General features: G+C 42.1%; 21 protein-coding genes and 2 tRNA genes. 14 read left to right on the forward strand and 9 right to left on the reverse strand.

Going from position 1 to position 24,528, the window contains the following annotated elements; genetic code table 11:
- Positions 1–10 precede the first annotated feature (10 nt).
- Genes GD631_RS19595 through GD631_RS19605 form a run of 3 tightly spaced genes read left to right on the forward strand, consistent with a single transcriptional unit; the run spans position 11 to position 2,293 of the window.
- Entirely contained in the window at positions 11–742 is a 732-nt protein-coding gene (locus GD631_RS19595; RefSeq protein WP_143259481.1) for an MBL fold metallo-hydrolase, read from the forward strand.
- A 13-nt stretch (positions 743–755) separates the two neighbouring features.
- Entirely contained in the window at positions 756–1,901 is a 1,146-nt protein-coding gene (locus GD631_RS19600) for a DUF4468 domain-containing protein (RefSeq protein WP_143259480.1), read from the forward strand.
- Between the two features lie 14 nt (positions 1,902–1,915).
- Positions 1,916–2,293: a VOC family protein gene (locus GD631_RS19605; RefSeq protein WP_004304308.1), complete on the forward strand. Its 378-nt coding sequence runs from the start codon at positions 1,916–1,918 to the stop codon at positions 2,291–2,293.
- A 642-nt stretch (positions 2,294–2,935) separates the two neighbouring features.
- Here GD631_RS19605 and GD631_RS19615 read toward each other — a convergent pair.
- Entirely contained in the window at positions 2,936–3,121 is a 186-nt protein-coding gene (locus GD631_RS19615; protein ID WP_143259478.1) for a hypothetical protein, read from the reverse strand.
- Positions 3,122–3,216: 95 nt separating this feature from the next.
- On the opposite strand from GD631_RS19615, the gene GD631_RS19620 reads away from it, so the two are divergent.
- Positions 3,217–3,948 (forward strand): class I SAM-dependent methyltransferase, encoded by a 732-nt coding sequence (locus GD631_RS19620; protein WP_143259477.1) that lies wholly within the window; start codon positions 3,217–3,219, stop codon positions 3,946–3,948.
- A 145-nt stretch (positions 3,949–4,093) separates the two neighbouring features.
- Here GD631_RS19620 and GD631_RS19625 read toward each other — a convergent pair whose 3' ends face one another.
- Positions 4,094–4,696, reverse strand: coding sequence for a TlpA family protein disulfide reductase (locus tag GD631_RS19625; RefSeq protein ID WP_143259476.1), 603 nt, complete (start codon positions 4,694–4,696; stop codon positions 4,094–4,096).
- Positions 4,697–4,797: 101 nt separating this feature from the next.
- Between GD631_RS19625 and GD631_RS19630 the strand changes: the two genes are divergently transcribed.
- Positions 4,798–4,871 (forward strand) — tRNA-Thr (locus GD631_RS19630).
- Between the two features lie 141 nt (positions 4,872–5,012).
- Here the strand turns inward: GD631_RS19630 and GD631_RS19635 are convergent.
- The 6 genes from GD631_RS19635 to feoB all read right to left on the reverse strand — a co-directional run bounded on the left by GD631_RS19635 (position 5,013) and on the right by feoB (position 9,502).
- Complete coding sequence (locus GD631_RS19635) at positions 5,013–5,996, reverse strand: ISAon1 family transposase (protein WP_425321961.1); 984 nt, start codon at positions 5,994–5,996, stop codon at positions 5,013–5,015.
- Positions 5,992–6,339: an ISAon1 family transposase N-terminal region protein gene (locus GD631_RS19640; protein WP_143260734.1), complete on the reverse strand. Its 348-nt coding sequence runs from the start codon at positions 6,337–6,339 to the stop codon at positions 5,992–5,994. The genes GD631_RS19635 and GD631_RS19640 overlap by 5 nt, the downstream gene beginning before the upstream one ends.
- A 181-nt stretch (positions 6,340–6,520) precedes the next feature.
- Positions 6,521–6,664 carry a hypothetical protein gene (locus GD631_RS19645; protein WP_244983346.1) on the reverse strand — a complete coding sequence of 48 codons (144 nt, stop codon included), beginning with the start codon at positions 6,662–6,664 and terminating at the stop codon, positions 6,521–6,523.
- A gap of 16 nt (positions 6,665–6,680) precedes the next feature.
- Positions 6,681–6,752, reverse strand: a tRNA-Cys gene (locus tag GD631_RS19650).
- Between the two features lie 51 nt (positions 6,753–6,803).
- Positions 6,804–7,019, reverse strand: a complete 216-nt coding sequence (locus GD631_RS19655; protein ID WP_143260700.1) for a hypothetical protein — start codon at positions 7,017–7,019, stop codon at positions 6,804–6,806.
- On the reverse strand, positions 7,016–9,502 hold the full coding sequence (feoB, locus tag GD631_RS19660) for a ferrous iron transport protein B (RefSeq protein WP_143260698.1): 2,487 nt from the start codon (positions 9,500–9,502) through the stop codon (positions 7,016–7,018). The genes GD631_RS19655 and feoB overlap by 4 nt, the downstream gene beginning before the upstream one ends.
- Positions 9,503–9,648: 146 nt before the next feature.
- Here feoB and tilS point away from each other — a divergent pair, with 146 nt between their 5' ends.
- Entirely contained in the window at positions 9,649–10,929 is a 1,281-nt protein-coding gene (gene tilS / locus GD631_RS19665) for a tRNA lysidine(34) synthetase TilS (protein WP_143260695.1), read from the forward strand.
- On the opposite strand, the gene GD631_RS19670 is transcribed toward tilS, so the two are convergent.
- Complete coding sequence (locus tag GD631_RS19670) at positions 10,914–11,750, reverse strand: 4Fe-4S binding protein (RefSeq protein ID WP_185911515.1); 837 nt, start codon at positions 11,748–11,750, stop codon at positions 10,914–10,916. The genes tilS and GD631_RS19670 overlap by 16 nt on opposite strands.
- Before the next feature lie 235 nt (positions 11,751–11,985).
- Here GD631_RS19670 and rho point away from each other — a divergent pair, with 235 nt between their 5' ends.
- The 8 genes from rho (at position 11,986) to GD631_RS19710 (ending at position 24,528) form a co-directional block, all read left to right on the forward strand.
- Positions 11,986–14,232 (forward strand): transcription termination factor Rho, encoded by a 2,247-nt coding sequence (gene rho / locus GD631_RS19675; RefSeq protein ID WP_143260692.1) that lies wholly within the window; start codon positions 11,986–11,988, stop codon positions 14,230–14,232.
- Positions 14,233–14,518: 286 nt separating this feature from the next.
- Positions 14,519–15,985, forward strand: coding sequence for a sulfatase family protein (locus GD631_RS19680; protein ID WP_185911516.1), 1,467 nt, complete (start codon positions 14,519–14,521; stop codon positions 15,983–15,985).
- Positions 15,986–16,075: 90 nt separating this feature from the next.
- Positions 16,076–17,926 carry an ATP-binding protein gene (locus tag GD631_RS19685; RefSeq protein WP_143260690.1) on the forward strand — a complete coding sequence of 617 codons (1,851 nt, stop codon included), beginning with the start codon at positions 16,076–16,078 and terminating at the stop codon, positions 17,924–17,926.
- Positions 17,923–19,881, forward strand: coding sequence for a tetratricopeptide repeat-containing sensor histidine kinase (locus GD631_RS19690; RefSeq protein ID WP_143260689.1), 1,959 nt, complete (start codon positions 17,923–17,925; stop codon positions 19,879–19,881). Before GD631_RS19685 ends, GD631_RS19690 begins: the two co-directional genes overlap by 4 nt.
- Positions 19,882–19,920: 39 nt before the next feature.
- A complete protein-coding gene (locus tag GD631_RS19695) occupies positions 19,921–21,243 on the forward strand; it encodes an MATE family efflux transporter (protein ID WP_143260687.1) in 1,323 nt (440 codons plus the stop codon).
- 104 nt (positions 21,244–21,347) lie between these two features.
- Complete coding sequence (gene ffh, locus GD631_RS19700) at positions 21,348–22,670, forward strand: signal recognition particle protein (RefSeq protein ID WP_004312925.1); 1,323 nt, start codon at positions 21,348–21,350, stop codon at positions 22,668–22,670.
- Between the two features lie 207 nt (positions 22,671–22,877).
- Positions 22,878–23,756: a cytochrome c biogenesis ResB family protein gene (locus GD631_RS19705; RefSeq protein ID WP_143260685.1), complete on the forward strand. Its 879-nt coding sequence runs from the start codon at positions 22,878–22,880 to the stop codon at positions 23,754–23,756.
- Positions 23,740–24,528 (forward strand): cytochrome c biogenesis protein, encoded by a 789-nt coding sequence (locus GD631_RS19710; RefSeq protein WP_143260682.1) that lies wholly within the window; start codon positions 23,740–23,742, stop codon positions 24,526–24,528. Before GD631_RS19705 ends, GD631_RS19710 begins: the two co-directional genes overlap by 17 nt.

Raw genomic sequence — 24,528 nt, forward strand, 5'->3', positions numbered from 1 at the left:
TAGTCAGCTTATGACACTGGATTATATTTATCACAGCGGTTTCGCCATCGAAATGGAAGGTGTAACCGTTATCATCGATTACTACAAAGATTCTTCCGAAACGGAACACAACCGGGGAATCGTGCATGATTATCTCCTGCAAAGGCCGGGTAAACTGTACGTATTGGCCACTCATTTCCATCCCGATCACTTTAACCGTGAAATATTGACTTGGAAAGAGCAACGCCCCGACATTCAATATATCTTCTCCAAAGATATTCTGAAGTCCCATCGCGCTAAAGCCGAAGATGCTTTCTATATAAAAAAAGGAGAAACATACGAAGACGACACAATCCGCATCGACGCCTTCGGATCGACGGATGTCGGCAGTTCGTTCCTTCTTCATTTACAAGATTGGAGTATCTTCCATGCCGGCGACTTGAACAACTGGCACTGGAGTGAAGAATCGACCGAAGAAGAGATACGAAAAGCCAATGGTGATTTCCTTGCAGAAGTTAAATATTTAAAAGAAAAAGTGCCAAATATCGATCTAGTGCTATTCCCGGTGGATCGGAGAATGGGAAAAGATTACATGAAAGGGGCAAAACAGTTCATCGAACAAATAAAAACTACTATATTTGTGCCCATGCACTTCAGTGAAGATTATGAAGGAGGAAATGCGCTCCGTAGTTTTGCTGAAAATGCAGGATGCCGTTTTATCAGCATCACCCGTCGGGGTGAAAGTTTTGAGATTACCAAATAAACACATTATAATTATGAATAAATTTACGATTCTGTTTCTTACCCTGTTTCTCGCATTGCCGATGGCAATGAAGGCAGATTCTGCAAAAGAGAAGAAAGATGACACCAGGTACCTTGCAGGAGCTGTTCCTGAAGTAGAAGGTAAAGTAGTATTTTCCAAAGAGTTCCAGATTCCCGGAATGAGTCAGGCACAAATCTATGACACAATGACAAAGTGGATGGATGAGCGTCTGAAAGAGAATAAAAATATCGACAGCCGCATTGTTTTCTCCGACGAAGCAAAAGGAACAATTGCCGGTATCGGAGAAGAATGGATTGTTTTCAGTTCCAGTGCCCTGTCATTAGACCGTACATTAATTAACTATCAGATTACAGTTACCTGTAAACCCGGAAATTGCCTGGTAGAGCTTGAAAAAATCCGTTTTACTTATCGTGAAACAGAAAAATATAAAGCCGAAGAATGGATTACTGATAAATATGCGCTCAATAAAGCTAAGACTAAATTAGTACGTGGCTTGGCTAAATGGCGTAGAAAAACCGTAGACTTCGCTGATGATATATTTATGGATGTAGCGGTAGCTTTCGGAGCACCCGACACCCGTCCGAAAACAGAGAAAAAGAAGAAAGAAGAAGAGCAGCAAAAACCATCAATCGTTGCAGCCGCAGGTCCTATTGTCATTGGTGGCGCAGATAAAAAGACTGACATAAAAGTGACAACTGGCGAACCGGCTCAAACCACTATTCCGGCGGCAACATTAACTCCTGCCACTCCGGCTACCAAAGTTTCATCTGACGCATCCGGCTATACAGAAGTTGATTTGAAACAAATTCCGGGCGAAGTATATGCTTTGATGGGAAGCGGCAAATTAGTGATCAGCATTGGAAAAGATGAGTTTAACATGACTAATATGACAGCAAACGCAGGTGGTGCACTCGGTTATCAATCAGGAAAAGCAGTTGCCTATTGTACGCTTTCACCCGATCAAGCTTACGATGCAATAGAAAAGGCAGATAGCTATACATTAAAATTGTACGCTCCGAACCAAACGACACCTTCAGCTGTTATCGAATGTAAGAAAATGCCTTCACAGACAACCCCGCAAGCCGGACAACCGCGCACATATGTCGGAGAAATCGTGAAGCTCTTAATGAAAAAATAAGGAAAATCGCAACAATGGAAATAAAAAGTAAATTTGACCATTTTAATATCAACGTTACCAATCTGGAGCGGAGTATCGCTTTTTATGAAAAAGCACTCGGCTTAAAAGAACATCATCGGAAAGAAGCATCCGACGGCTCGTTCACATTAGTCTACCTGACTGATAACGAAACAGGTTTCTTGCTGGAATTGACGTGGTTGAAAGATCATACTGCCCCATATGAACTGGGAGAAAACGAAAGCCATCTCTGCTTTCGTGTAGCCGGCGATTACGATGCAATCAGAGCTTATCACAAAGAAATGAATTGTGTATGTTTTGAGAACACTGCCATGGGGCTTTATTTCATCAATGACCCGGATGATTACTGGATTGAAATACTTCCACAAAAGTAAAAGGCCGTCCGTAAAGTTCCTAAAAAGAAAAGGGATGTCTAAAAGTCTCTTTTTTACAAGTTCACCCACGTTACAGATAGTTGTAGCGTGGGTGAATTTTCGTTTTTAGAACTTTTTAGACAACCCCTTTATAATATCAAGATTTTCCGAACAGCCTTTACTGTTTGTTTCTAAAAAACAAAGGATAGTCCCAAAATTGCCGCCAGTATAAAAAAACAACCAGGAACAAATTGGTTAACAAGCAGCCTCATTAGTTGCATTCTGGGCAACACGAACATATCATTCGCCTTATCTTTATCATACAATATGGTAACCTTATCATCTATATGATACTGTTTTGGATAAAGGTAAATGTTATTTTCCTCTTCACTCTTTAGATTAGAAGGAAAAAATTGGCAACACTTCTCGTCTTCTCCCTCCAATTTATATTTTATTTTTGGTATACATACATCAGTAATATTCATACCATCAGACTTTACCTGTGTCTCTATATCCACTACCTTTCCATGTGTTTTCCTGCTATACGCTTTTATTATCCTGCAATGAAGCATCCACAAGAGTCCCATTTTCAGAATTAGAAAAGCACCCCGCAACATAAGTATAACAGATACTACACAAATTATTATATTTATAACCATACTTTTATTTCTTATGACGGTTAGCTCTTTTCTTCCGGATATCTGCTTTCATCTTCGCTGCACCCGAACCATGCTGTCCGCGAATATACGTCGCTTTTTTTGCTTTCGTTTTCACCTTTTCCTCTTCTTGGGGCTTATCTTTCTTACCTTTAAAGACGATTCCACCCATGATTGCTTCTTCTATACTCATATAATCATTTATTAGTATTCAACATTTCCGACGGCAAAGATAACCCTTTTCTGCGGATTTATTTATCTTTGCAGAGTTAACAATCGTAACCACCAATGGCAACAACAACTCTTTCTGCAGAAAAGGACCCGATGGGAACCGCTATTTCTGATTATTTTAATCATCACAGAGCTGATCGTTTGCGGGTATTTTCTTCTCAATTCGAAGAAGATGAAATTCCCGTCAAAGAACTGTTTCGTAGTACACAGTCTATGCCTATACTAGAGCGTACTGCCCTACAAATGGCTACAGGGCGAATATTGGATGTAGGTGCCGGAAGCGGATGTCATGCACTGGCACTTCAGGAAATGGGAAAAGAAGTGTGTGCCATTGATATTTCTCCGCTATCCGTCGAAGTGATGCAACAACGTGGAGTGAACGATCCGCGCCTCATCAATCTTTTTGACGAAACATTTACCGAAACATTCGATACAATCCTGATGCTTATGAATGGCTCTGGAATTATCGGAAAACTGAATAATATGCCCGGATTCTTCCAACGGATGAAACGTATTCTCCGCCCCGGTGGATGTATACTCATGGATTCCAGCGATTTGCGCTATCTTTTTGAAGAAGAGGACGGCAGCATAGTTATTGATCTGGCCGGAGATTATTATGGAGAGATTGACTTCCAAATGCAATATAAAAATGTAAAAGGAGACACATTCGACTGGTTATATGTAGATTTTCAGACTCTTAGCTTATACGCTTCCGAATGTGGTTTTAAGGCAGAACTGGTGAAAGAAGGAAAACATTACGATTACCTGGTCAAACTTAGCATTGCTTGAGAAGCTCATCATTATATAGTGACGGTATGCTTCCCGGATAGCGACACTATATAACCAAAATAGTGACACCATCACATCAGGATAGCGTCACTATTTTTATATACTCATAAATGTTCTGTCAGAAACATCTGATGAAGGCTTTCTTTTATTTCAGCATTTCATTAATCGCCTGTACAAGAGAAGCAAACTCTTCTTCATTATACAAACGAGTCAGTTTTACAATTTTCCCTTCCTTGTCGATTAACACATTTCTTGTTATTCCGGATTCACGTAATGCATATTTTGCAAAAATATCAGCACCCGGGTCCAGTCCTAACGGATAAGTCACTCCGGTGGCCTTAGCAAAAGCCAGTACTTTGTCAAGAGGTTCGTCACGATCAATGCCAATTAAAGCAAAGTCAGGATTATTTTTATGCTTCAGCCAAATATCCTTTTCGATAAACGGCATTTCTTTACGACAAACTCCACACCAACTGGCAGTAAACTGCAACATGACCACTTTACCACGAAGGGAAGATAAACTCACTTGCTTACCATCTGTCAAGGTAATCGTAAAATCCGGAGCCGTCTCTCCTACCCGAACAATATATCCTGTACTGTCTGCCCGAACAGATATAGTATCCGCAGCTACTTCTACACTATCTGTTGCAACCTCTACATTTGCCGTCCCCTTTTTCTGTCCGGAACAAGCCCATATACCTATGGCTAAAAGCGCCATATTACATACATTCATAATTTTCATTTTCATTTTCATCTAATCATTGGTTACTTTGCAAATATAAAAAAAGTGTGCGATGTATTTGCATTTTTAAAAGAAATTCATACCTTTGCACCCGCAAAAGAAAAAATGCCTCTTTAGCTCAGTTGGCCAGAGCACGTGATTTGTAATCTCGGGGTCGTTGGTTCGAATCCGACAAGAGGCTCTCCAGAATAAATGCTGTTTATCACATCAGATAAGCAGCATTTTTTATTAAGTCTCCTCTCAATATCTCTGTTTACAAAATGCGGGTCAATGTAAAAAACAGGTTGAAGTGTTAAAAAACTACCCGAGTGTGAGATTCTTTTTAGGCGCATAGCTTGGAGAGTCTGAACAGAAAGAATGGGATATCAGTAACGCCTCGGAATTGACTTCTGAATGCCTTGACTTTTGCGTTGAAAGATTCAGCGCCGGCATTGGTGGAACGGTTGACAAAGTAATTCAGGATTGTGTCATAGTGGTTGCGGAATGTTTCTGTAACAGTGCGGAATTGGCCTCCGGCCATTTTCTCCACTTTGTCGTACCATCGGGCAAGATTCAGCCGGGCAGTGTCCTTATCAACTTTTTGGTTGAATATGCGGGTGAGGTCCATGGCAAGATCATACGCGTGTTTCAGCTCGGGATAAAATTCAAAAATGATGTCGGCTCTCCATTGCTGGGACTTCGTCCATTTGGAGGCATGTTTTGTCAGAATGTATTTGGCACGTGCAAGGAGCTGTTTCCGGGTGTCGCCGTTGGCATAACGGTAAGGAACATACGGAATGCCCTCCCTGCGACAGCGTGCAATCTCTTCGTTTTCAATATCCCTTGCCATCCACCGCAGAGATATCCGCAGCTCGTCTATGGCATCGTAGTAGAGTTTATGGACATGAAAACGGTCGTTGGTCACGATGGCTTTGGGGAATGACCGACGGGCTATGAGCATCATGGATGACGAAAGGTCGAGCGTTATCTCTCTTACCGTCTTTCGTCTGGCAGAAGATATCTTCTCAAGAACTGCAATGACCGTTTCAGCCCTGGTACCACGTATCGCCGCAACAAGCGCGCCCTTCCCGCCGTGAGCGTCACGGTTGGTGACAAAGGTATAGAGCTCGCCGCAGCTGAGCGAAGACTCGTCGATGGCCAGGTTCGGACCGATGTTCTGCGGATATAGCACGTACCCATCGGCGTGACACAGCTGCTTCCACTGCCTGTAGCCACTGAAAATCTCCTTATACTGCCGCGATAGGTTGGAGCCATTTACACCGTAATGAGCACCGATTGAGCGTATGCTCTCAGGGGTGGATTCAATCCTCCTCTTTTAAAAAAGCAACGAACTCAGGGGTCAGGCGGCTGCCTTCTTCCGTCAGATCGTAGTCATAGGTAAAGATACTCCCGTCTTCCATGTCGCGCCACTTACGCCGTCGCACATGCAAGTATACCGCCTTCCCGCGAATCGGAAAATCCTGTATCACACGTTCTTCGGTAAAGCCATATTCGCGGACAGTACCCTTCTTGTAATCTTCGCGAGACATATAACCACGCTCGTCAAGCCAGTAATCCAGCCGTTCGTACGTTTCCTCGTAGTTGACAAACTCAAAGTTGGCCGTGATAATCTCCGGAAAGATTGTTTTTAATATCTGCCATTGTTTCATACCGCAAAGTTAGCAAGACTATCACATTTTAACAACCTGTTTTTTACATTGACCCCAAAATGCTACCATACTCACAGCCAACAGAATTAATATCTTAAAAGTAAACTTATCCAAAGTTTGCCCCCTATTTGCGTCCCTCAAAAATGGAAAGATTTCTTCCATTTCTTCTTTTATAGTGAGCCTAAACCAGGATAGACAAATACTTCCATAAAGCAGTTGTCTCGGCTTCAACAATCAACTTCTTAAAATCTTCCGGCAACTGTTCCGTATGTGACTTTTCCAAAGCCTCCTGAATCGGATATAGAAAAACCCTTCCAGAAAACATCTGAAAGGGCTTCGTGAGGTTCCTGGCGGATTCGAACCGCCGTACACGGTTTTGCAGACCGCTGACTAAGCCACTCATCCAAGGAACCATTATTTCTCGTTTGCGGTTGCAAAGGTAGTACAAATTTTGAAACTACCAACTATCCGCAGCAATTTTTCTTTGTACTTTTTTTCTTTACATCACATTCTCTGCGTTTCTTCTCCATCATATCCTTTAGTTCACAGCCACTTACGCAGCTGTCACAAGGATTCTGATTTTCTCGCGTATGACGAAAAAAAAGAAATATCCCATATATGACGCGGGCAATGCAGAGCACAACGAGTACTCCGACTACCCACTCTTGCCAATTATTCATACAAACAATCCTCCAATCTGATAAACAGCAAATGATACAAGCCAAGCTAATGCCGTTGTATAGCAGGCAGCAAAAAGTGCCCATTTCCAACTACCCGATTCCTGTTTGATAGCCGCTATCGCCGCAATACACGGGAAGTAAATTAATACAAACAGCATATAACAGAAAGCAACCAATGGAGTAATCGGAATACGTTCTGCCAAACTTACCGAGGCAGCATCCGGATCATCTGCATACAAAACGCCTAACGTACTTACCACCAATTCTTTCGCCCCTACACCGGAAAGCAAGCCAATACCTAATTTCCAATCAAATCCCAATGGCTTTATTACCGGCTCTATTCCACGCCCCAACTGACCGATATAGGAATTTTCCTGCTGCTCGGCAACCGTTTCATAGGCATCGTGATTCGGATAATATCCCAAAAACCAGATAATAATAGAAGCAATCATAATAATTCCTCCCATCTTTTTCAGATACTGTGCTCCCTTTTCCCATGTATGACGGAAGATAGACTTCGCAGTCGGCATTCGGTAAGGAGGAAGTTCCATCACAAACGGCGTATCATCACCCTTTATCAGAAACTTGCTAAACAAGCGAGCCATTACCACAGCCAGTACAATACCAATCACATAAATACTTAACAACACCAAACTTGCATTGTTCGGGAAAAAAGCACCCACCAATAATAAATAAATCGGCAGACGCGCACTACAAGACATCAATGGATTCACCAACATAGTAATAAGACGACTCTTCCGGTTCTCAATAGTACGGGAAGCTATAATCGCAGGCACATTACATCCGAATCCCATAATCAGAGGAATAAACGACTTTCCGTGCAGCCCCATTTTATGCATGATCTTATCCATGATAAAAGCCGCACGAGCCATATAACCGGAATCTTCCATGATAGAAATACAGAAATACAGAATCAGGATATTCGGTAAGAAAACAATGACAGCTCCTACCCCACCGATAATTCCATCAATCAGCAGATCTTTAAATGGACCTTCCGACATATTATTGCGCAGCAATTCACCAATCTGTTCTACCACCCATTCAATCCCCATCATCGGATATTCGCCAATAACAAATGTACCTTCAAACATCAGATACATAAAAAGAAAGAAAATAGGAAATCCCCAGACACGATGAGTTACAATCGAATCCAGCACTTTTGTTGTCTGCGCCTGTTCCAGATGATTATCCGTGAACGTTTCTTTCAACGCGCCACTGATAAATCCATATTTAGCATCAGTAATAGCCGATTCACAATCCTCATTCATTGTCTCCTGAACACGCTTCGACATCTTGTCGCGGACATGGAAAATTTCATCCGCATTCGGCAGTGTGCGTACAATACGCTCAATGTCAGGATCATTCTCCAACAACTTAATGGAAAGGAAACGGGTGGAATATTTATGCCGGATAAACTCGTTCTTGGAGACTTCACTTTTTACAGCCTCAATCGCTTTTTCTATATCAGGACCGTGATTTATATGAATATGCCGGAAGACACGCCCCGTCTTTTTATGTTCACGCACATAATCTTCCAAATGCTCTTCCTCATGGTTCTTACGATCTTCCAAAGAGTCATGCCATTCAGTCAAATCTTTGAGAACTTCCGGATTCATGTTTCCCTGTTTATCGAAGAAGTCTACTCCTTCATACAGATTGATAACCACATGAAACAACGTATCCAATCCACGATTTTTCTTACTGACAGTAGGCAACATCGGTACCCCGAACAACTTGCTCAACAGATGATAATCCAATGTATTTCCACTGGCTTCCAACTCATCATAAATATTCAGAGCCACTACCATGCGGACATTCATATCGATCAATTGAGTAGTCAGATATAAGTTTCGCTCCAGATTAGAAGAATCAACGACATTAATAATCACATCAGGAGTTTCATCAATAATATGACGGCGAACATAGATTTCTTCCGGTGTATAAGCAGATAAAGAATAAGTTCCCGGCAGATCGACAATACGGAAATGATAACCTTCGAAGTCAAAATAACCTTCTTTGGCATCCACGGTCACACCGCTGTAATTTCCTACATGCTCATGAGCACCGGACGCAAGATTAAACAACGAAGTCTTACCACTGTTCGGATTTCCGACCAAGGCAACATTGATGGTACGACGTTTACCTAACGCCAACCGTTTCATATCTTCTTCTTTCACAGAAAGGTCTTCGGGCAATCCTTCATGATAAACAGTCTTTTCAGCCAGTTCCTTTGCCTCCTCCTCGCTGATTACTTCGATCATTTCAGCTTCCTGACGACGAAGAGATATTTCATAACCTAAGACTTTATATTTTATGGGATCTTTTAGCGGAGCGTTCAACAGCACTTCAACCGTTTTACCTTTAATGAAGCCCATCTCCACAATACGTTTACGAAAACCACCGTGCCCCAATACCTTTACAATAACACCTTTTTCTCCTGTTTTTAATTCGGACAAACGCATAATTCTCAAAATTTTCGGCAAAGATAATTCATAACTTCGGAGCACGCAAATTATTTAGAATGTTTTTAAATAGCAGCCATTTTTCTCCTCCAAAAGATTTAGAAAAAAATAAAAATACTTATTGATAAACTCGTATCTTTGCAAGTATGATACAACAACGGGTTACAAAATATATAGAAAAGGAACATTTGTTCTCATTGGATGCCAAAGTCTTGATTGCATTGAGTGGTGGTGCCGACTCGGTGGCACTGTTATGTATTCTACACACAGCAGGTTATCATTGCGAAGCCGCACATTGTAATTTCCACCTGCGAGGCAAAGAATCAGACCGGGATGAACTGTTTGTACGTCAACTTTGCGAAAGAACCGGAATCCATTTGCATACAATTGATTTTAACACGACACAATACGCAAAGGAAAAACATATTTCGATTGAAATGGCTGCACGGGAATTACGCTATGACTGGTTCGAGAAAACGAGAAAAGAATGTCAGGCAGAGGTGATCGCCGTAGCACATCATCAGGATGACAGCGTAGAAACCATACTACTTAACCTGATTCGAGGAACAGGAATTACCGGTTTATTAGGAATCCGCCCACGCAACGGAGCAATCGTACGTCCTCTGCTTTGCGTCAATCGGGAAGATATCATCCATTATCTGGAGAGCATCGGGCAAGATTATGTAACAGACAGCACTAATCTGGAAGACGAATATACCCGTAATAAAATCCGGCTCAATCTCCTTCCACTTATGCAGGAAATCAATCCGTCAGTCAAAAACAATCTGATAGACACGAGCAACTATCTGAATGATATAGCTACAATATATAATAAATGTATAGAGGAAACCAAAAAGAATATTGTGACAACAGAAGGTATCCGAATCAGTGATTTAGTAAAGGAACCGGCACCCGAAGCTATTCTATTCGAAATTTTGCATCCTCTAGGCTTCAATTCTGCACAAATCAAAGATATAGCCCATTCACTTCACAGCCAACCGGGCAAACAATTTTGCAGTAAAAAATGGAGAGTGATAAAAGACAGAGAATTCTTATTAACAGAAGCTATCGAATCTAAAAATGAGACTCTTCCTCCTTTTCAAATCATCAAAGAAGAAAAAGAATACACTCCTGATTTTCTAATTCCACGCGAAAAAGGAATAGCCTGTTTTGATGCCGACAAACTGAATGGAGATATTCATTACCGGAAATGGCAGACAGGAGACACTTTTATTCCTTTTGGAATGAAAGGAAAGAAAAAAATAAGCGATTATCTGACCGACCGCAAATTTTCTATCAGTCAAAAAGAACGCCAGTGGGTACTCTGCTGTGGAGAACACATTGCGTGGCTAATAGGCGAACGAACAGACAACCGCTTTCGTATTGATGAAACGACTAAGCGCGTCGTGATCTACAAAATAGTTTGAGGTAATTTCTGTTTCTTGAAGCAATCTGACAACAAAGCCGCAAAAGGAGTATCATACACCCGTGCTTTCTTAACACAGGTTTTTACACAGGCACAACACTTAATACATTTAACTTCATCCGTATGTAGTTCATCCCCTTTCGTTATAGCCCCTGCCGGACAATGAACTACACACAGCCCACAATGGGTACACAAATTTTCATCCTCCACCCAAGGTGTGCGGGGAAGCGGCGTTCCACTTTTACGCAACTTGATAACTTTCCTCAAAAAACGGAACAAAGGAAAGAATGGCTGACTCGGACGTTTGATAGCACGTACATCTACCGGATAAAGGGTATCCATACTATCGGCAGTCTGTATTTTTTCCATGATTTTCTTCCCAAATTCCGCAGCAAAGGCTAAATCCGACTCATCAGGACGTCCCATCGCAATCGGATGTTTATCAGTACTATATGAATGTTCTCCAATAAAAGTTGCCCCAGCAATCACTTTCAATCCATGAGGAATAGCAAAAGCATCCAATTCCATTAAAGCTTTTTCATAAGCACGGTTTCCATACACCACCACCAAAACGGTCGGAGTATCCACTCCCCGAATGTACTGCAAACGCTCCATTGCCAGAGGAGCGACATGACCTCCATACACAGGCACTACAATAACGGCCAAAGCAGATGCAGGAATTACAATTTCATCTGCAATCTGCTGCGTCACATTAATAGGAAAGATATTTTTTATGCCCGTGCCGTGAACAATCGCTTCCGCAACTTGTTTAGATGTGTGTGTAGGCGAAAAATAAATTAAATGAGCTTCATTTACTGTCATACTATTTTCTTTTATGTAGCAAAGATACACTTTTACGTGGAAAAAAATGGTTGATTGTTCATGAAACCAAAAAAAATTATTATCTTTGCCCCGTTGAAACATTCTACGATTCAACATATACATCCCTAATTCAGAATAAAAAACAAAACGTATGCTTGCATATCTGTAGCCATGAGCTGTAGTAATGCTGTCCATAATTCAGCAAAAAAGAAATATTAATAACTTACCATACTATATGTATAACATTATCCAATTAAACGACAAAAATCTGTCGGAACTTCAAGTTATTGCCAAAGAGTTAGGCATAAAAAAAGCAGACTCATACAAAAAAGAAGACCTTGTTTATAAGATACTCGATGAACAGGCTATTGTAGGAGCTACTAAGAAAGTTGCCGCAGATAAACTCAAAGAAGAACGCAAAAATGAAGAACAAAAGAAAAAGCGTTCACGGGTAGCTCCTACCAAAAAAGAAGACAAGGTAGTTTCCGCAACAAAGAGTGGAGAGGTTAGTAAAACAAAAGAAGCCACTCCTGCAAAAGCACAACAACCTTCCAAGAAAGAAGAAAGTACAAACAAAGAAAAAGAAGCTCCTGTTGTAGAAGTTAAAGCAGAAAACACAGCAGCTCCCAAGCGTAAAGTAGGCCGTCCACGTAAAGGCGCTGACACAGAAGAGAAGAAAGAAGTAGAAAATGCAAAACCAACTGTTCCCAAAGTAGTGGAAACTAAGCTTGTTGTTGCAGAGAAAACTACTGAAACGAAAGAAAAAGCTGCTCCAGTACAACAGCCGACTGCTGAAAAGAAAACAAAAAGCAAACCGGCTACAGAAACAAATAAACCAGCCGCAGAGCCAAACAAACCTGCTGTAGAGAAAAAGGTTATAGATAAACCACAAAAGAAAGCCGCACCCGTTATCGACGAGGAAAGCAATATCTTATCCAGCGTTGACGATGATGATTTTATTCCAATCGAAGATCTGCCTTCTGAAAAAATAGAGCTTCCTACCGAACTCTTCGGCAAATTCGAAGCAACTAAAACAGAACCTGTACAAACAGCGTCTGAACAACCGTCTCATCCTCAACAACAACCATCTCAACAACAGCAGCAACGCCCGCGTATTGTCCGTCCACGCGACAATAACAACGGTAATAACAACGCTAACAATAATAGTAATAACGCTAATAATAATTTCCAGCGTAACAATAATCAGAATCAGGTTCAGAATCCAAATCAAAATCAAAACCCGAATCAGAACCAACAGCGCTTACCGATGCCACGCGCCACTCAACAGAGTAATGCGAGCGAAAATCTTCCGGCACAGCTGCAGGAGCGCAAAGTTATTGAGCGCGAAAAGCCTTACGAATTCGACGATATTCTCAACGGAGTAGGTGTTTTGGAAATTATGCAGGATGGATACGGATTCCTCCGTTCTTCCGATTATAACTACCTTTCTTCTCCGGACGATATTTATGTATCACAGTCTCAAATCAAACTCTTTGGTTTGAAAACCGGTGATGTAGTGGAAGGCGTTATCCGTCCACCCAAAGAAGGAGAAAAATATTTCCCGTTGGTAAAAGTGTCGAAAATCAACGGACGTGACGCAGCTTTCGTTCGCGACCGTGTTCCTTTCGAACATCTGACACCTCTCTTCCCGGATGAAAAGTTCAAACTTTGCAAAGGCGGTTATTCAGACTCTATGTCTGCACGCGTTGTTGATCTTTTCGCTCCTATCGGTAAAGGACAGCGTGCTTTGATCGTCGCCCAGCCAAAGACAGGTAAGACTATCTTAATGAAAGATATCGCTAATGCTATCGCAGCCAATCACCCGGAAGTTTACATGATTATGCTGCTGATTGACGAACGTCCGGAAGAAGTAACCGATATGGCACGTAGCGTTAATGCAGAAGTTATCGCTTCTACTTTCGACGAACCGGCAGAACGTCACGTGAAAATTGCAGGTATTGTATTGGAAAAGGCAAAACGTTTGGTAGAATGTGGTCACGATGTAGTGATCTTCCTTGATTCTATCACCCGTCTGGCTCGTGCATACAATACAGTATCTCCTGCATCCGGCAAAGTTCTTTCCGGTGGTGTTGATGCAAATGCACTTCATAAACCTAAACGTTTCTTCGGTGCTGCCCGTAATATTGAAAACGGCGGCTCGTTGACCATCATCGCTACCGCATTGATCGACACCGGTTCTAAAATGGACGAAGTTATCTTCGAAGAATTTAAGGGTACCGGTAACATGGAGTTACAGCTCGACCGCAACCTGTCCAACAAACGTATCTTCCCGGCAGTCAACATTACTGCATCCAGCACTCGTCGCGACGACCTGTTGCTTGATAAGACAACTCTTGACCGCATGTGGATATTACGTAAATATCTTGCCGACATGAATCCGATCGAAGCAATGGACTTCGTTAAAGACCGTTTGGAAAAGACCAGAGATAACGATGAATTCCTGATGAGCATGAACAGCTAATTAGCAATAAATTATAAATGATGAACGGTGAGCAAACTACAATTATTATGACGCAGTTTGTTCACCGTTCTCTTTTTTAGCCGCCCGGTTAATCAATGACCACTTACCGTTTATCCTTTACAATCCAACATTCATCAGCAATAGTTTCCCCTAATAGCCCATCACATATTACATTTTTGTACAAAATACTTTCATTTGCGTCCAAAACCACTACTTCCCCCTTTTTTGCGTTTCCTTTTTTCCTACTTTTGTTTCAAAATCAAATATTACTTAATTCTAGCCAGTAATGAAAACTATTTATCCATTCATGGGATTAGCCCTGTGCGGCGTAGCAGCCCAGGCTCAAGAAAAACCCAATTTTCTGATTATCCAGTGCGACCATCTGACACAACGCGTCGTGGGAGCTTACGGGCAAACACAAGGCTGCACCCTCCCTATTGACGAAGTCGCTTCACGAGGAGTTATCTTCTCCAATGCTTATGTAGGCTGCCCTCTCAGCCAACCTTCACGCGCAGCTTTATGGAGCGGCATGATGCCTCATCAAACGAATGTGCGTTCGAACTCCAGCGAACCTATCAACCCACGTATCCCCGAAAATGTACCGACATTAGGAAGCCTTTTCTCTGAAAACGGTTACGAAGCCGTACACTTCGGAAAAACACACGACATGGGATCCCTAAGAGGATTCAAGCACAAAGAACCAGTAGCCAAACCATTCACTGATCCGGAGTTCCCGGTTAATAACGACAGCTTCCTGGACGTAGGAACATGCGAAGACGCTGTTGCTTATTTAAGCAATCCTCCCAAAGAACCATTCATCTGCATTGCCGATTTTCAGAACCCTCACAACATTTGCGGATTCGTAGGAGCAAATGAAGGAGTACATACCGACCGTCCCATCAGCGGAACTCTTCCTGAACTACCAGCCAATTTTGACGTGGAAGACTGGAACAATATCCCCAAACCGGTGCAATACATCTGTTGCAGCCATCGGCGTATGACTCAGGCATCTCATTGGAATGAAGAGAATTACCGTCATTACATTGCCGCTTTCCAACACTATACCAAAATGGTTTCCAAACAAGTAGACAGCGTATTAAAAGCTCTTTACTCCACTCCTGCCGGAAAAAATACCATCGTTGTTATCATGGCCGATCATGGCGACGGAATGGCTTCACACCGCATGGTGACCAAGCATATCAGTTTTTACGATGAAATGACAAACGTTCCGTTTATCTTTGCAGGCCCCGGCATCAAACAACAGAAAAAACCGGTAAACCAACTATTAACACAGCCCACGCTGGATCTTTTACCTACTCTTTGTGATTTGGCAGGAATTTCCGTTCCGGCCGAAAAAACGGGAATCAGTCTCGCGCCTATATTAAAAGGAGAGAAACAGAAAAAGACTCACCCTTATGTAGTTTCCGAATGGCACAGCGAATATGAATATGTCGTTACTCCCGGACGTATGGTACGCGGACCGAGATACAAGTACACGCACTATTTGGAAGGCAATGGAGAAGAACTATATGATATGAAAAAAGATCCGGGAGAACGCAAGAATCTCGCCAAAGATCCGAAATACAGTAAAGTTCTAGCAGAACACCGTGCCATGCTTGATGATTACATCGCCCGCACAAAAGATGACTACCGAAGCTTGAAAGTAGATGCTGATCCACGATGCAGAAACCATACTCCCGGTTACCCCAACCACGAAGGTCCTGGAGCCCGGGAAATACTCAAAAGAAAATAAATAATAAAAAAGAGTGAAGATTTCTTTGTAATCTTCACTCTTTTTAGTTCTTTTGCAGGTAAACTTACAAGCAAGCAATTCTTATATCAAGTGAAAGAACACAGTCATCATATAATTGCAGTGGTCGTAACCGTATTTATATCGGTCACCTTATATGCAACACACACAAGTACAGACCATCTTTCTTTATTACAACCATTGCTTGAATACAATCATCCATTCAGCCCGGAAACGCCTACAGACAGTATCATTGTTTGGGAAAAACTTTTAGAACCGGAATTACAAAGACAACAGCAATACCCACTTCTGTTCCAGATAAATCTGCTGACAGTCCAGGCTTTGATAGCAGAAGGGAATATCAGTCTGGCTATCAACCAAGCCAACCAGATGTATCAAAAAGCCAGAGAAATGGATTATCCTTTGGGAACAGCACTCGCATTACACGCCATCGGAAACACTTACTTAAGTTCATCCACACCACAAGCTGCCATCAAATCGTATAAGGAAGCATTAGAAATTGTTCAGAAAATCCCTCATGCCAACCCATACGCCAAAGCGATCTTGGTCCAGCTCATTCTGTCTAAGCTTAAATATCATCAAATGACAGATATAGAGAACAATATACGGGAACTCGAATCAATTACCAACAAGGATGGAAATCCCCAGGATGATTTTCATCTTGTTTATAGTCAGGCATTCTACTGTATCCAGACACACCATCTTCCTGAAGCATTAAACCATATACAGCAGGCCGAGCAAATTAACCGGCAACACCCATATCCATATTTTCATTTAATGATTCAATACCTGTATTCGTGCTACTACACTGAATCCAAAGAGTACACTCAAGCATTAGCCATACTTGATGAAATTCTATCGCATACGAAATCAGCCGACTCATATAAATCCTTGGAAATACAAAAAGAGCGTGCACATATACTTACACTGATGGGTAAAAATGAGGAAGCGTGCGAAACTTATGAAAGGTTTAATACGCGCAAAGATTCTTTGGACGCAATGAATTATATTCGCCAAATCAATGAATTGCACACCCTTTACCAAATAGATAAAAACGAACTGGATAACCTAAACAGGCAAAAAACAATCCTCTATTGGAGCTGGTTTACAATCCTGTTTATAGTCATGATGATTGTATTTTTCATCCTTTTGGTTAAACGGAGCAATAAGAAGCTGCGTCAATCTCAGGAAGAACTGGAAAAAGCCAAGAAACAAGAAGAAAATTCCATCCGGGCAAAGAGCCTTTTCCTTTCCAACATGAGCCATGAAATCCGTACGCCGCTCAATGCGTTGGCAGGCTTCTCTTCCATTCTGACAGAAGAATCGATCGACAACGAGACACGAAAACAATGCAGTGACATTATTCAGCAAAATTCAGAGCTCTTACTCAAACTGATTAATGACGTAATCGACTTGTCCAGTCTCGAAGTTGGCAAGATGAAATTTAAATATGAGCGATGTGACGCAGTGGCAATATGCAGGAATGTTATCGACATGGTTGAAAAAATAAAGCAAACGAATGCCAATGTCCGTTTTTCATCTTCTCTCCATTCATTGGAATTAATAACAGACAATGCAAGGTTGCAACAATTATTAATCAACCTTCTCATCAACGCGACCAAATTTACTCCGCAAGGTTCTATCACCATGGAATTGGAAAAACAGACAGAAGATATAGCACTGTTTTCCGTGACCGACACCGGTTGCGGAATCTCTTCGGAGAATCAGGATAAAATATTCAATCGTTTTGAGAAATTGAACGAAAATGCTCAAGGAACAGGACTTGGTTTGTCTATCTGCCAACTCATTATCGAGCAGTTGGGCGGTAAAATATGGATTGACTCCAATTATAAAAAAGGAGCCCGCTTCCTGTTCATACACCCCATTTGTCATGAGCAACCAAGAAAGGAGGAAGCTGAATGAAACAAGTCCTGCTCCTGTTCGTCCTATTATGCTACACCGTCACCGGGAAAGCCAGTTCCGAAATCGCTCTGGAGTCAGACAGTCTGATAGAGGTGTTGCAAACTTTACCACACGATACGACACGACTGAATGTTCTTAACCAAATCATCAGAATAGAACAGAACAACTATCAATGTATCCAATATTCAGATACATTAATGAAAGAAGCCATACAACTGGGCAATGACAAATATGCCGGTATGGCTGCCTATTACCATATCTTATACTATTACAATCGGAATAATCAAGACAGTGTCACCAAATGGCTCACCATCATGGAACCTTATGTCCGGAAGTCCGATTTATGGAATTACTTCTTTGATGCCAAGCGTTTCCAGATAGACTTGTACACATTCAATGAACAATACGAGCTTGCTATCAACGAATCTCAAAAAATGAAACAGCAAGCTTCCCAAATAAATAGTAACCGGGGTACCATAGCTGCCTATCAATGCTTGAGCAATGCATATATCGGCAGCCAGCGCTGGGACAAGGGAATAGAAGCACTCGAAGCTGCCTATCAAATGCTTACCCCGACCGAAAATCCGGTAGTCCGTATCTCGGTATTATCACAGTTAGTATCCGTTACCAAAGAAAAGAAAGATAATAAAAGGTTACTCAAATATTTGCGGGAGCTGGAAAACACTCTACATAACCATATCAGTGCGAACCCATCTTTAAAAGGAGGATTTGCCGACGTATATCTGTTCAATGAACTTTTCTACAGCTATTATTACCTGAATATCCATCAGCCACAACAGGCTTATGAACATCTCATAAAGTCTAAGGAATATCTGGACGAGAATACATATTTCATGTATAAGGTACTCTATTTCGACACATTTGCCAGATATTATCAGGCCACAGGAGCCTATCAGCAAGCATCAGATTATATCGATACAACCCTGACAATGTTGAAGAAAGACTTCCCCAGCGACTATGCCGAACAGCTACTCGAAAAGGCCAGAATATGGAAACAGGCAGGACAAAGCGAAAAAGCCATCCCTATGTATGAGCAGGCACTAGCCATCAAAGATTCGGCAGCTACTGAACTTGCCAACAATCAGATGGAACAGATACAGAGCAAATACAATATCGATAAAACGGAACTGGAACAAAAAAGGGAAAACAACAAAACCCAGCTCACTTATCTAATCTTTATATTCGTGATCCTGATTCTGCTTTTTATCTTTATGGCACGGCTCTTCATTGTACGAAAGGCACTAAAATACGCGGAAAACGAAATCCGGAAAACGACAGAAAACGTGCGAAAAACCAATGAAATAAAAAATCGCTTCTTGTCGAATATGAGTTATAACATCCGTACCCCGCTCAATAATGTAGTCGGCTTCTCACAGCTCATAGCCAGTGATCCTGACATAGACAAAGAAATAAGACAAGAATACTCGAACATCATCCACAAGAGTTCGGAGAAATTGATGAGACTTGTCAATGACGTTCTTGACTTATCCCGTCTGGAAGCTCAAATGATGAAGTTCCAGTTGCAGGACTATGACGCTATTGCAATATGCAAGGAGGCATGCTACATGGCGCAGATGAAAAATGAGAAAACAGGTATCAAAATTGAGTTTTCTACCGAGACGGATGCTCAAATCATCCATTCCGATATAGCGCGGCTGACACAAGCATTGCTTAGTGCACTGGTGTACCCGCAAGAACACCGGCAAGCACGAACCATCCGGTTCATATTAAGCCGGGAGGAAAATATGCTTTATTTCCGGATCAGCAATTCACCTTTGGCAGACCATGCATTCGTATCGCAGGAGACCATTATCCGGCATGATATCAACTTGTTATTATTAAAACATTTCGGAGGAAACTATCTCATTAACAATAAAACTCCCGAAGGTCCGGAAATAGTTTTCATCTACCCCATCGCTTCCGAATCGAAATAAAGCACTATCTTTGCAAAGTGTAAACTTAAACACTTAATTATGTACACCAACAAACAGATTTGGAGTGTCAGTTATCCGATACTACTAAGCTTGCTGGCACAAAATGTCATCAACGTCACCGACACAGCATTCCTCGGACACGTGAGCGAGGTAGCCCTTGGAGCATCGGCTATGGGCGGGTTATTTTATATCTGTGTATTCACCATCGCATTCGGATTCAGTACCGGTTCGCAGATTGTCATAGCACGACGCAATGGCGAAGGACGCTATTCGGATGTCGGTCCTGTCATGATTCAGGGAGTCATGTTCCTGTTCGTGATGGCACTGCTTCTATTTGGATTCACCAAGGCATTCGGTGGAAACATCATGCGTTTGCTAGTTTCTTCAGAATCCATCTACGAGGGAACAATGGAGTTTCTGGACTGGCGTATTTACGGATTCTTTTTCTCTTTTATCAATGTCATGTTCCGGGCATTGTACATCGGTATTACACGCACTAAAGTGCTAACCGTCAATGCCATTATTATGGCATTAATCAATGTCGTACTGGACTATGCATTAATCTTCGGAAAGTTCGGTTTGCCGGAAATGGGTATCAAAGGGGCTGCTATTGCTTCCGTATTGGCAGAAGCCTCCTCCATCCTCTTTTTCGTCATCTATACGTATGCCACGGTCGATTTGAAGAAATACGGTATGAACCGCCTGCGCACATTCGACCCTGCATTGCTGATGCGGATCCTCAGTATATCCTGCTTCACCATGTTACAATATTTCCTGTCGATGGCCACCTGGTTCGTTTTCTTCGTAGCCGTAGAACGGTTGGGACAACGGGAACTGGCGATTGCCAATATCGTCCGAAGTATTTATGTCGTACTACTGATTCCGGTCAATGCACTGGCTACGACTACCAACAGCCTTGTCAGCAACGCTATCGGTGCAGGAGGTATCCAGCACGTAATGCCACTCATTAATAAAATTGCGCGTTTCTCCTTTTTCATCATGTTGGGGTTAGTAGCGGTATCGGCACTGTTTCCACAGTTCCTGCTCTCTATTTACACCAGTGAAACCGCGCTCATCACGGAGTCCGTACCTTCGGTATATGTGATTTGTTTTGCCATGCTCATCGCATCCGTAGCCAATGTAGTGTTCAACGGTATCTCCGGAACAGGAAATACACAGGCAGCCCTGTTGCTCGAAACGATTACAATCATCATCTACGGATCATACATCATTTTCATCGGAATGTGGCTGAAAGCACCGATCGAAATTTGCTTTACGATTGAGATTGTGTATTATAGCTTACTGTTGATAACAAGTTATATTTATCTCAAAAAAGCAAAATGGCAGAATAAAAAGATATAAATACAAGAGATTTTTGTACATTTGCAAGCTCAAATAAAGAGTAGACGGAAAAGTCCCTCTTTCGCCCAAGTAAATTGTAATTAGTAATTCGTAATTAAATAACTATGTTCGATAATTTAAGTGAAAGACTAGAACGGTCATTCAAGATCCTGAAAGGTGAAGGCAAAATCACCGAAATCAACGTGGCGGAGACGCTGAAAGACGTACGTAAAGCACTTCTCGACGCCGACGTAAACTACAAGGTGGCAAAAAATTTCACGGATACAGTGAAAGAAAAAGCTCTTGGCCAGAATGTGCTTACGGCTGTGAAGCCAAGCCAGTTGATGGTAAAGATCGTACATGATGAACTTACGCAGTTGATGGGTGGAGAGACAGCAGAGATCAATATCGACGCCCGTCCGGCAGTCATCCTGATGTCAGGTTTGCAGGGTTCGGGTAAGACCACCTTCTCCGGTAAGTTGGCACGGATGCTGAAAACCAAGAAAAACCGTAAGCCATTACTGGTCGCTTGTGACGTTTACCGTCCGGCAGCTATCGAACAGTTGCGCGTATTGGCAGAACAAATCGAAGTACCGATGTACTGCGAACTGGATAGCAAGAATCCGGTAGAAATCGCACAACACGCTATTCAGGAAGCTAAAGCCAAAGGATATGACCTCGTTATCGTCGATACAGCCGGACGTCTGGCAGTAGACGAACAAATGATGAACGAAATCGCTGCTATTAAAGAAGCAATCAACCCGAACGAAATTCTGTTCGTGGTAGACTCCATGACCGGTCAGGATGCTGTAAACACAGCTAAAGAATTCAACGAGCGTCTGGACTTCAACGGTGTGGTACTGACCAAACTCGATGGTGATACCCGCGGTGGTGCGGCTCTTTCTATCCGTTCGGTAGTGAACAAACCGATCAAATTTGTTGGTACAGGCGAAAAGCTGGAAGCAATCGACCAATTCCACCCTGCCCGTATGGCCGACCGTATTCTCGGTATGGGTGACATCGTTTCATTGGTAGAACGCGCACAGGAACAATACGATGAAGAAGAGGCTAAACGTTTACAGAAGAAAATAGCCAAGAACCAATTCGACTTCAACGACTTCCTTAGCCAGATTGCACAAATCAAGAAAATGGGTAATCTGAAAGATCTTGCCTCCATGATTCCGGGAGTGGGAAAGGCAATCAAAGATATTGATATTGACGACAATGCTTTCAAAAGCATCGAAGCTATCATCTATTCCATGACTCCGGCAGAACGTTCTAATCCGGAAATACTGAACGGATCACGTCGTACACGTATTGCCAAAGGTAGCGGAACGACTATTCAGGAAGTAAACCGCCTGCTGAAACAGTTTGACCAGACTCGCAAAATGATGAAGATGGTAACTAGCAGCAAGATGGGTAAGATGATGCCTAAGATGAAAAGATAAGAAAAAAGATTCTTTCCCCCATAAAAAAAGAGGAAGCCGTGGCTTCCTCTTTTTTTTATTCCTCCACCCAAAAGACTGTATATATAATATTGAAGCTGCAATAACAGAATTTATTTACTTGTAACGAATACAATTTTATAAAGATTTTAGCAATTTATTCGTTTTTATTTTATTACTTTGCAAAAGATTACAAACAAAAACACAAGTATGCGCTATATCTATACGACCGGATATATATTATTAGCAATTGCCATGCAACTATTTACAGGAAATTTTCCGGTTTCCTTCCTCTCCTTTCCGCTTAATATTATTTTTGCAGGGATCTGGCTCGTCATGTTATGGATATTACATAAAGAGTACAAGAAATCGTTTTTTACCCGGTTACTTTGTTTACCTCAGACCAGTGTACTATCTATCGGGGTATTCATCAGCGGCTGCTTAGTCATAGGACTTCTCCCCCAGTTATCGGACATATCTGCAAAAAACCGTGAAGGAATTCTTGCCCAATTGGGATGCTACAACTTTATGACTAGCTGGATCTTCATAGCCATTCTTTTTTTATTGTTAAGCAATCTTGGAATGATCACCATCCACGCTTTTCAACACCGCAAACGAGCCCGGTGGCGTTTCATCCTGAATCATGCAGGTTTGTGGCTGGCACTTTTTGCCGGTTTTCTTGGTAGTAGCGATACTCAAACTCTGCGCATACCCATATATAGAAGTGAACCTGCACATGAAGCATTCGACATGAACGGCACATCGCATTATCTGGATTATGAAATAGAGCTCAACTCTTTCACCGTAGAATATTACCCGAACGGACGTCCTTCCCGCTTTGCGGCAAACGTACGGCTGGGAAATAAAAAAGCAGTACTCGAAGTAAACCACCCGTATGCCTACCGGCTAGGAGAAGATGTATATCTCACCGGTTATGACGTAATGAAAGGCAGCGAAAGTGAATATTGCATCCTGCAAGTAGTAAAGCAGCCTTGGAAATATGTGATAGTGGCAGGTATCCTGATGATGCTTGCCGGAGCTGTTCTTTTATTCATTAACGGACCTGAAGCATATGATAAACTGGGATAATTTCTATGTATTTGCAGCAGTATCCGCCTGTTTATGGCTGGCAGGAGCTGCATGTGCTTTTCGCTCCTCAACGAAAAGCAAGGTAGCAATAGCCTTTACATCAGGCGGCATCATCACCTTAGGCATATTCATTGCCGGATTGTGGATATTCCTCCAACGTCCCCCATTACGCACTATGGGAGAAACTCGTCTGTGGTACTCTTTCTTCATGGGTATTGCAGGACTGCTAACTTATATCAGATGGCAATATCGCTGGATTCTGTCTTTCTCTACACTGCTCTCCACAGTATTTATCATCATTAACCTGATGAAGCCCGAAATACACGACCAGTCGCTGATGCCGGCCCTGCAAAGCGTATGGTTCATCCCTCATGTCACCGTATATATGTTCTCCTATTCCGTACTGGGATGTGCATTTATAATCGCTTTGACCGGATTGTTCCGACATAAGGAAGAGTACCTCCACACAGCGGATAACCTTGTTTATGCAGGGATAGCCTTCCTTTCTATCGGTATGCTGCTTGGTTCCCTTTGGGCAAAAGAAGCATGGGGAAACTACTGGAGTTGGGACCCCAAAGAGACTTGGGCAGTCATCACTTGGATGGGATATTTACTTTACATACACCTCCGGCTTTTCAGAAAAGTCGGACAGAAAAGCCTATATGCATTGCTCATCATCTCCTTTCTAGCCTTACAAATGTGCTGGTATGGAGTGAACTACTTACCGGCCGCTCAGCAAAGCGTGCATTTATATAATCGTAATAACAACTAA

Origin of the sequence: Bacteroides luhongzhouii (assembly GCF_009193295.2) — a bacterium.
Lineage (GTDB): Bacteria > Bacteroidota > Bacteroidia > Bacteroidales > Bacteroidaceae > Bacteroides > Bacteroides luhongzhouii.

Excerpts from the sequence above, each read along its gene's own strand:
- rho (WP_143260692.1), top strand. The coding sequence starts at position 11,986 with ATGTATAACATTATCCAATTAAACGACAAAAATCTGTCGGAACTTCAA.
- GD631_RS19605 (WP_004304308.1), top strand. The coding sequence starts at position 1,916 with ATGGAAATAAAAAGTAAATTTGACCATTTTAATATCAACGTTACCAAT.
- GD631_RS19600 (WP_143259480.1), top strand. The coding sequence starts at position 756 with ATGAATAAATTTACGATTCTGTTTCTTACCCTGTTTCTCGCATTGCCG.
- GD631_RS19695 (WP_143260687.1), top strand. The coding sequence starts at position 19,921 with ATGTACACCAACAAACAGATTTGGAGTGTCAGTTATCCGATACTACTA.
- GD631_RS19710 (WP_143260682.1), top strand. The coding sequence starts at position 23,740 with ATGATAAACTGGGATAATTTCTATGTATTTGCAGCAGTATCCGCCTGT.
- feoB (WP_143260698.1), bottom strand. The coding sequence starts at position 9,502 with ATGCGTTTGTCCGAATTAAAAACAGGAGAAAAAGGTGTTATTGTAAAG.
- GD631_RS19680 (WP_185911516.1), top strand. The coding sequence starts at position 14,519 with ATGAAAACTATTTATCCATTCATGGGATTAGCCCTGTGCGGCGTAGCA.
- tilS (WP_143260695.1), top strand. The coding sequence starts at position 9,649 with ATGATACAACAACGGGTTACAAAATATATAGAAAAGGAACATTTGTTC.
- ffh (WP_004312925.1), top strand. The coding sequence starts at position 21,348 with ATGTTCGATAATTTAAGTGAAAGACTAGAACGGTCATTCAAGATCCTG.
- GD631_RS19655 (WP_143260700.1), bottom strand. The coding sequence starts at position 7,019 with ATGAATAATTGGCAAGAGTGGGTAGTCGGAGTACTCGTTGTGCTCTGC.
- GD631_RS19690 (WP_143260689.1), top strand. The coding sequence starts at position 17,923 with ATGAAACAAGTCCTGCTCCTGTTCGTCCTATTATGCTACACCGTCACC.
- GD631_RS19645 (WP_244983346.1), bottom strand. The coding sequence starts at position 6,664 with ATGTTTTCTGGAAGGGTTTTTCTATATCCGATTCAGGAGGCTTTGGAA.
- GD631_RS19640 (WP_143260734.1), bottom strand. The coding sequence starts at position 6,339 with ATGAAACAATGGCAGATATTAAAAACAATCTTTCCGGAGATTATCACG.
- GD631_RS19595 (WP_143259481.1), top strand. The coding sequence starts at position 11 with ATGACACTGGATTATATTTATCACAGCGGTTTCGCCATCGAAATGGAA.
- GD631_RS19625 (WP_143259476.1), bottom strand. The coding sequence starts at position 4,696 with ATGAAAATGAAAATTATGAATGTATGTAATATGGCGCTTTTAGCCATA.
- GD631_RS19705 (WP_143260685.1), top strand. The coding sequence starts at position 22,878 with ATGCGCTATATCTATACGACCGGATATATATTATTAGCAATTGCCATG.
- GD631_RS19615 (WP_143259478.1), bottom strand. The coding sequence starts at position 3,121 with ATGAGTATAGAAGAAGCAATCATGGGTGGAATCGTCTTTAAAGGTAAG.
- GD631_RS19620 (WP_143259477.1), top strand. The coding sequence starts at position 3,217 with ATGGCAACAACAACTCTTTCTGCAGAAAAGGACCCGATGGGAACCGCT.
- GD631_RS19670 (WP_185911515.1), bottom strand. The coding sequence starts at position 11,750 with ATGACAGTAAATGAAGCTCATTTAATTTATTTTTCGCCTACACACACA.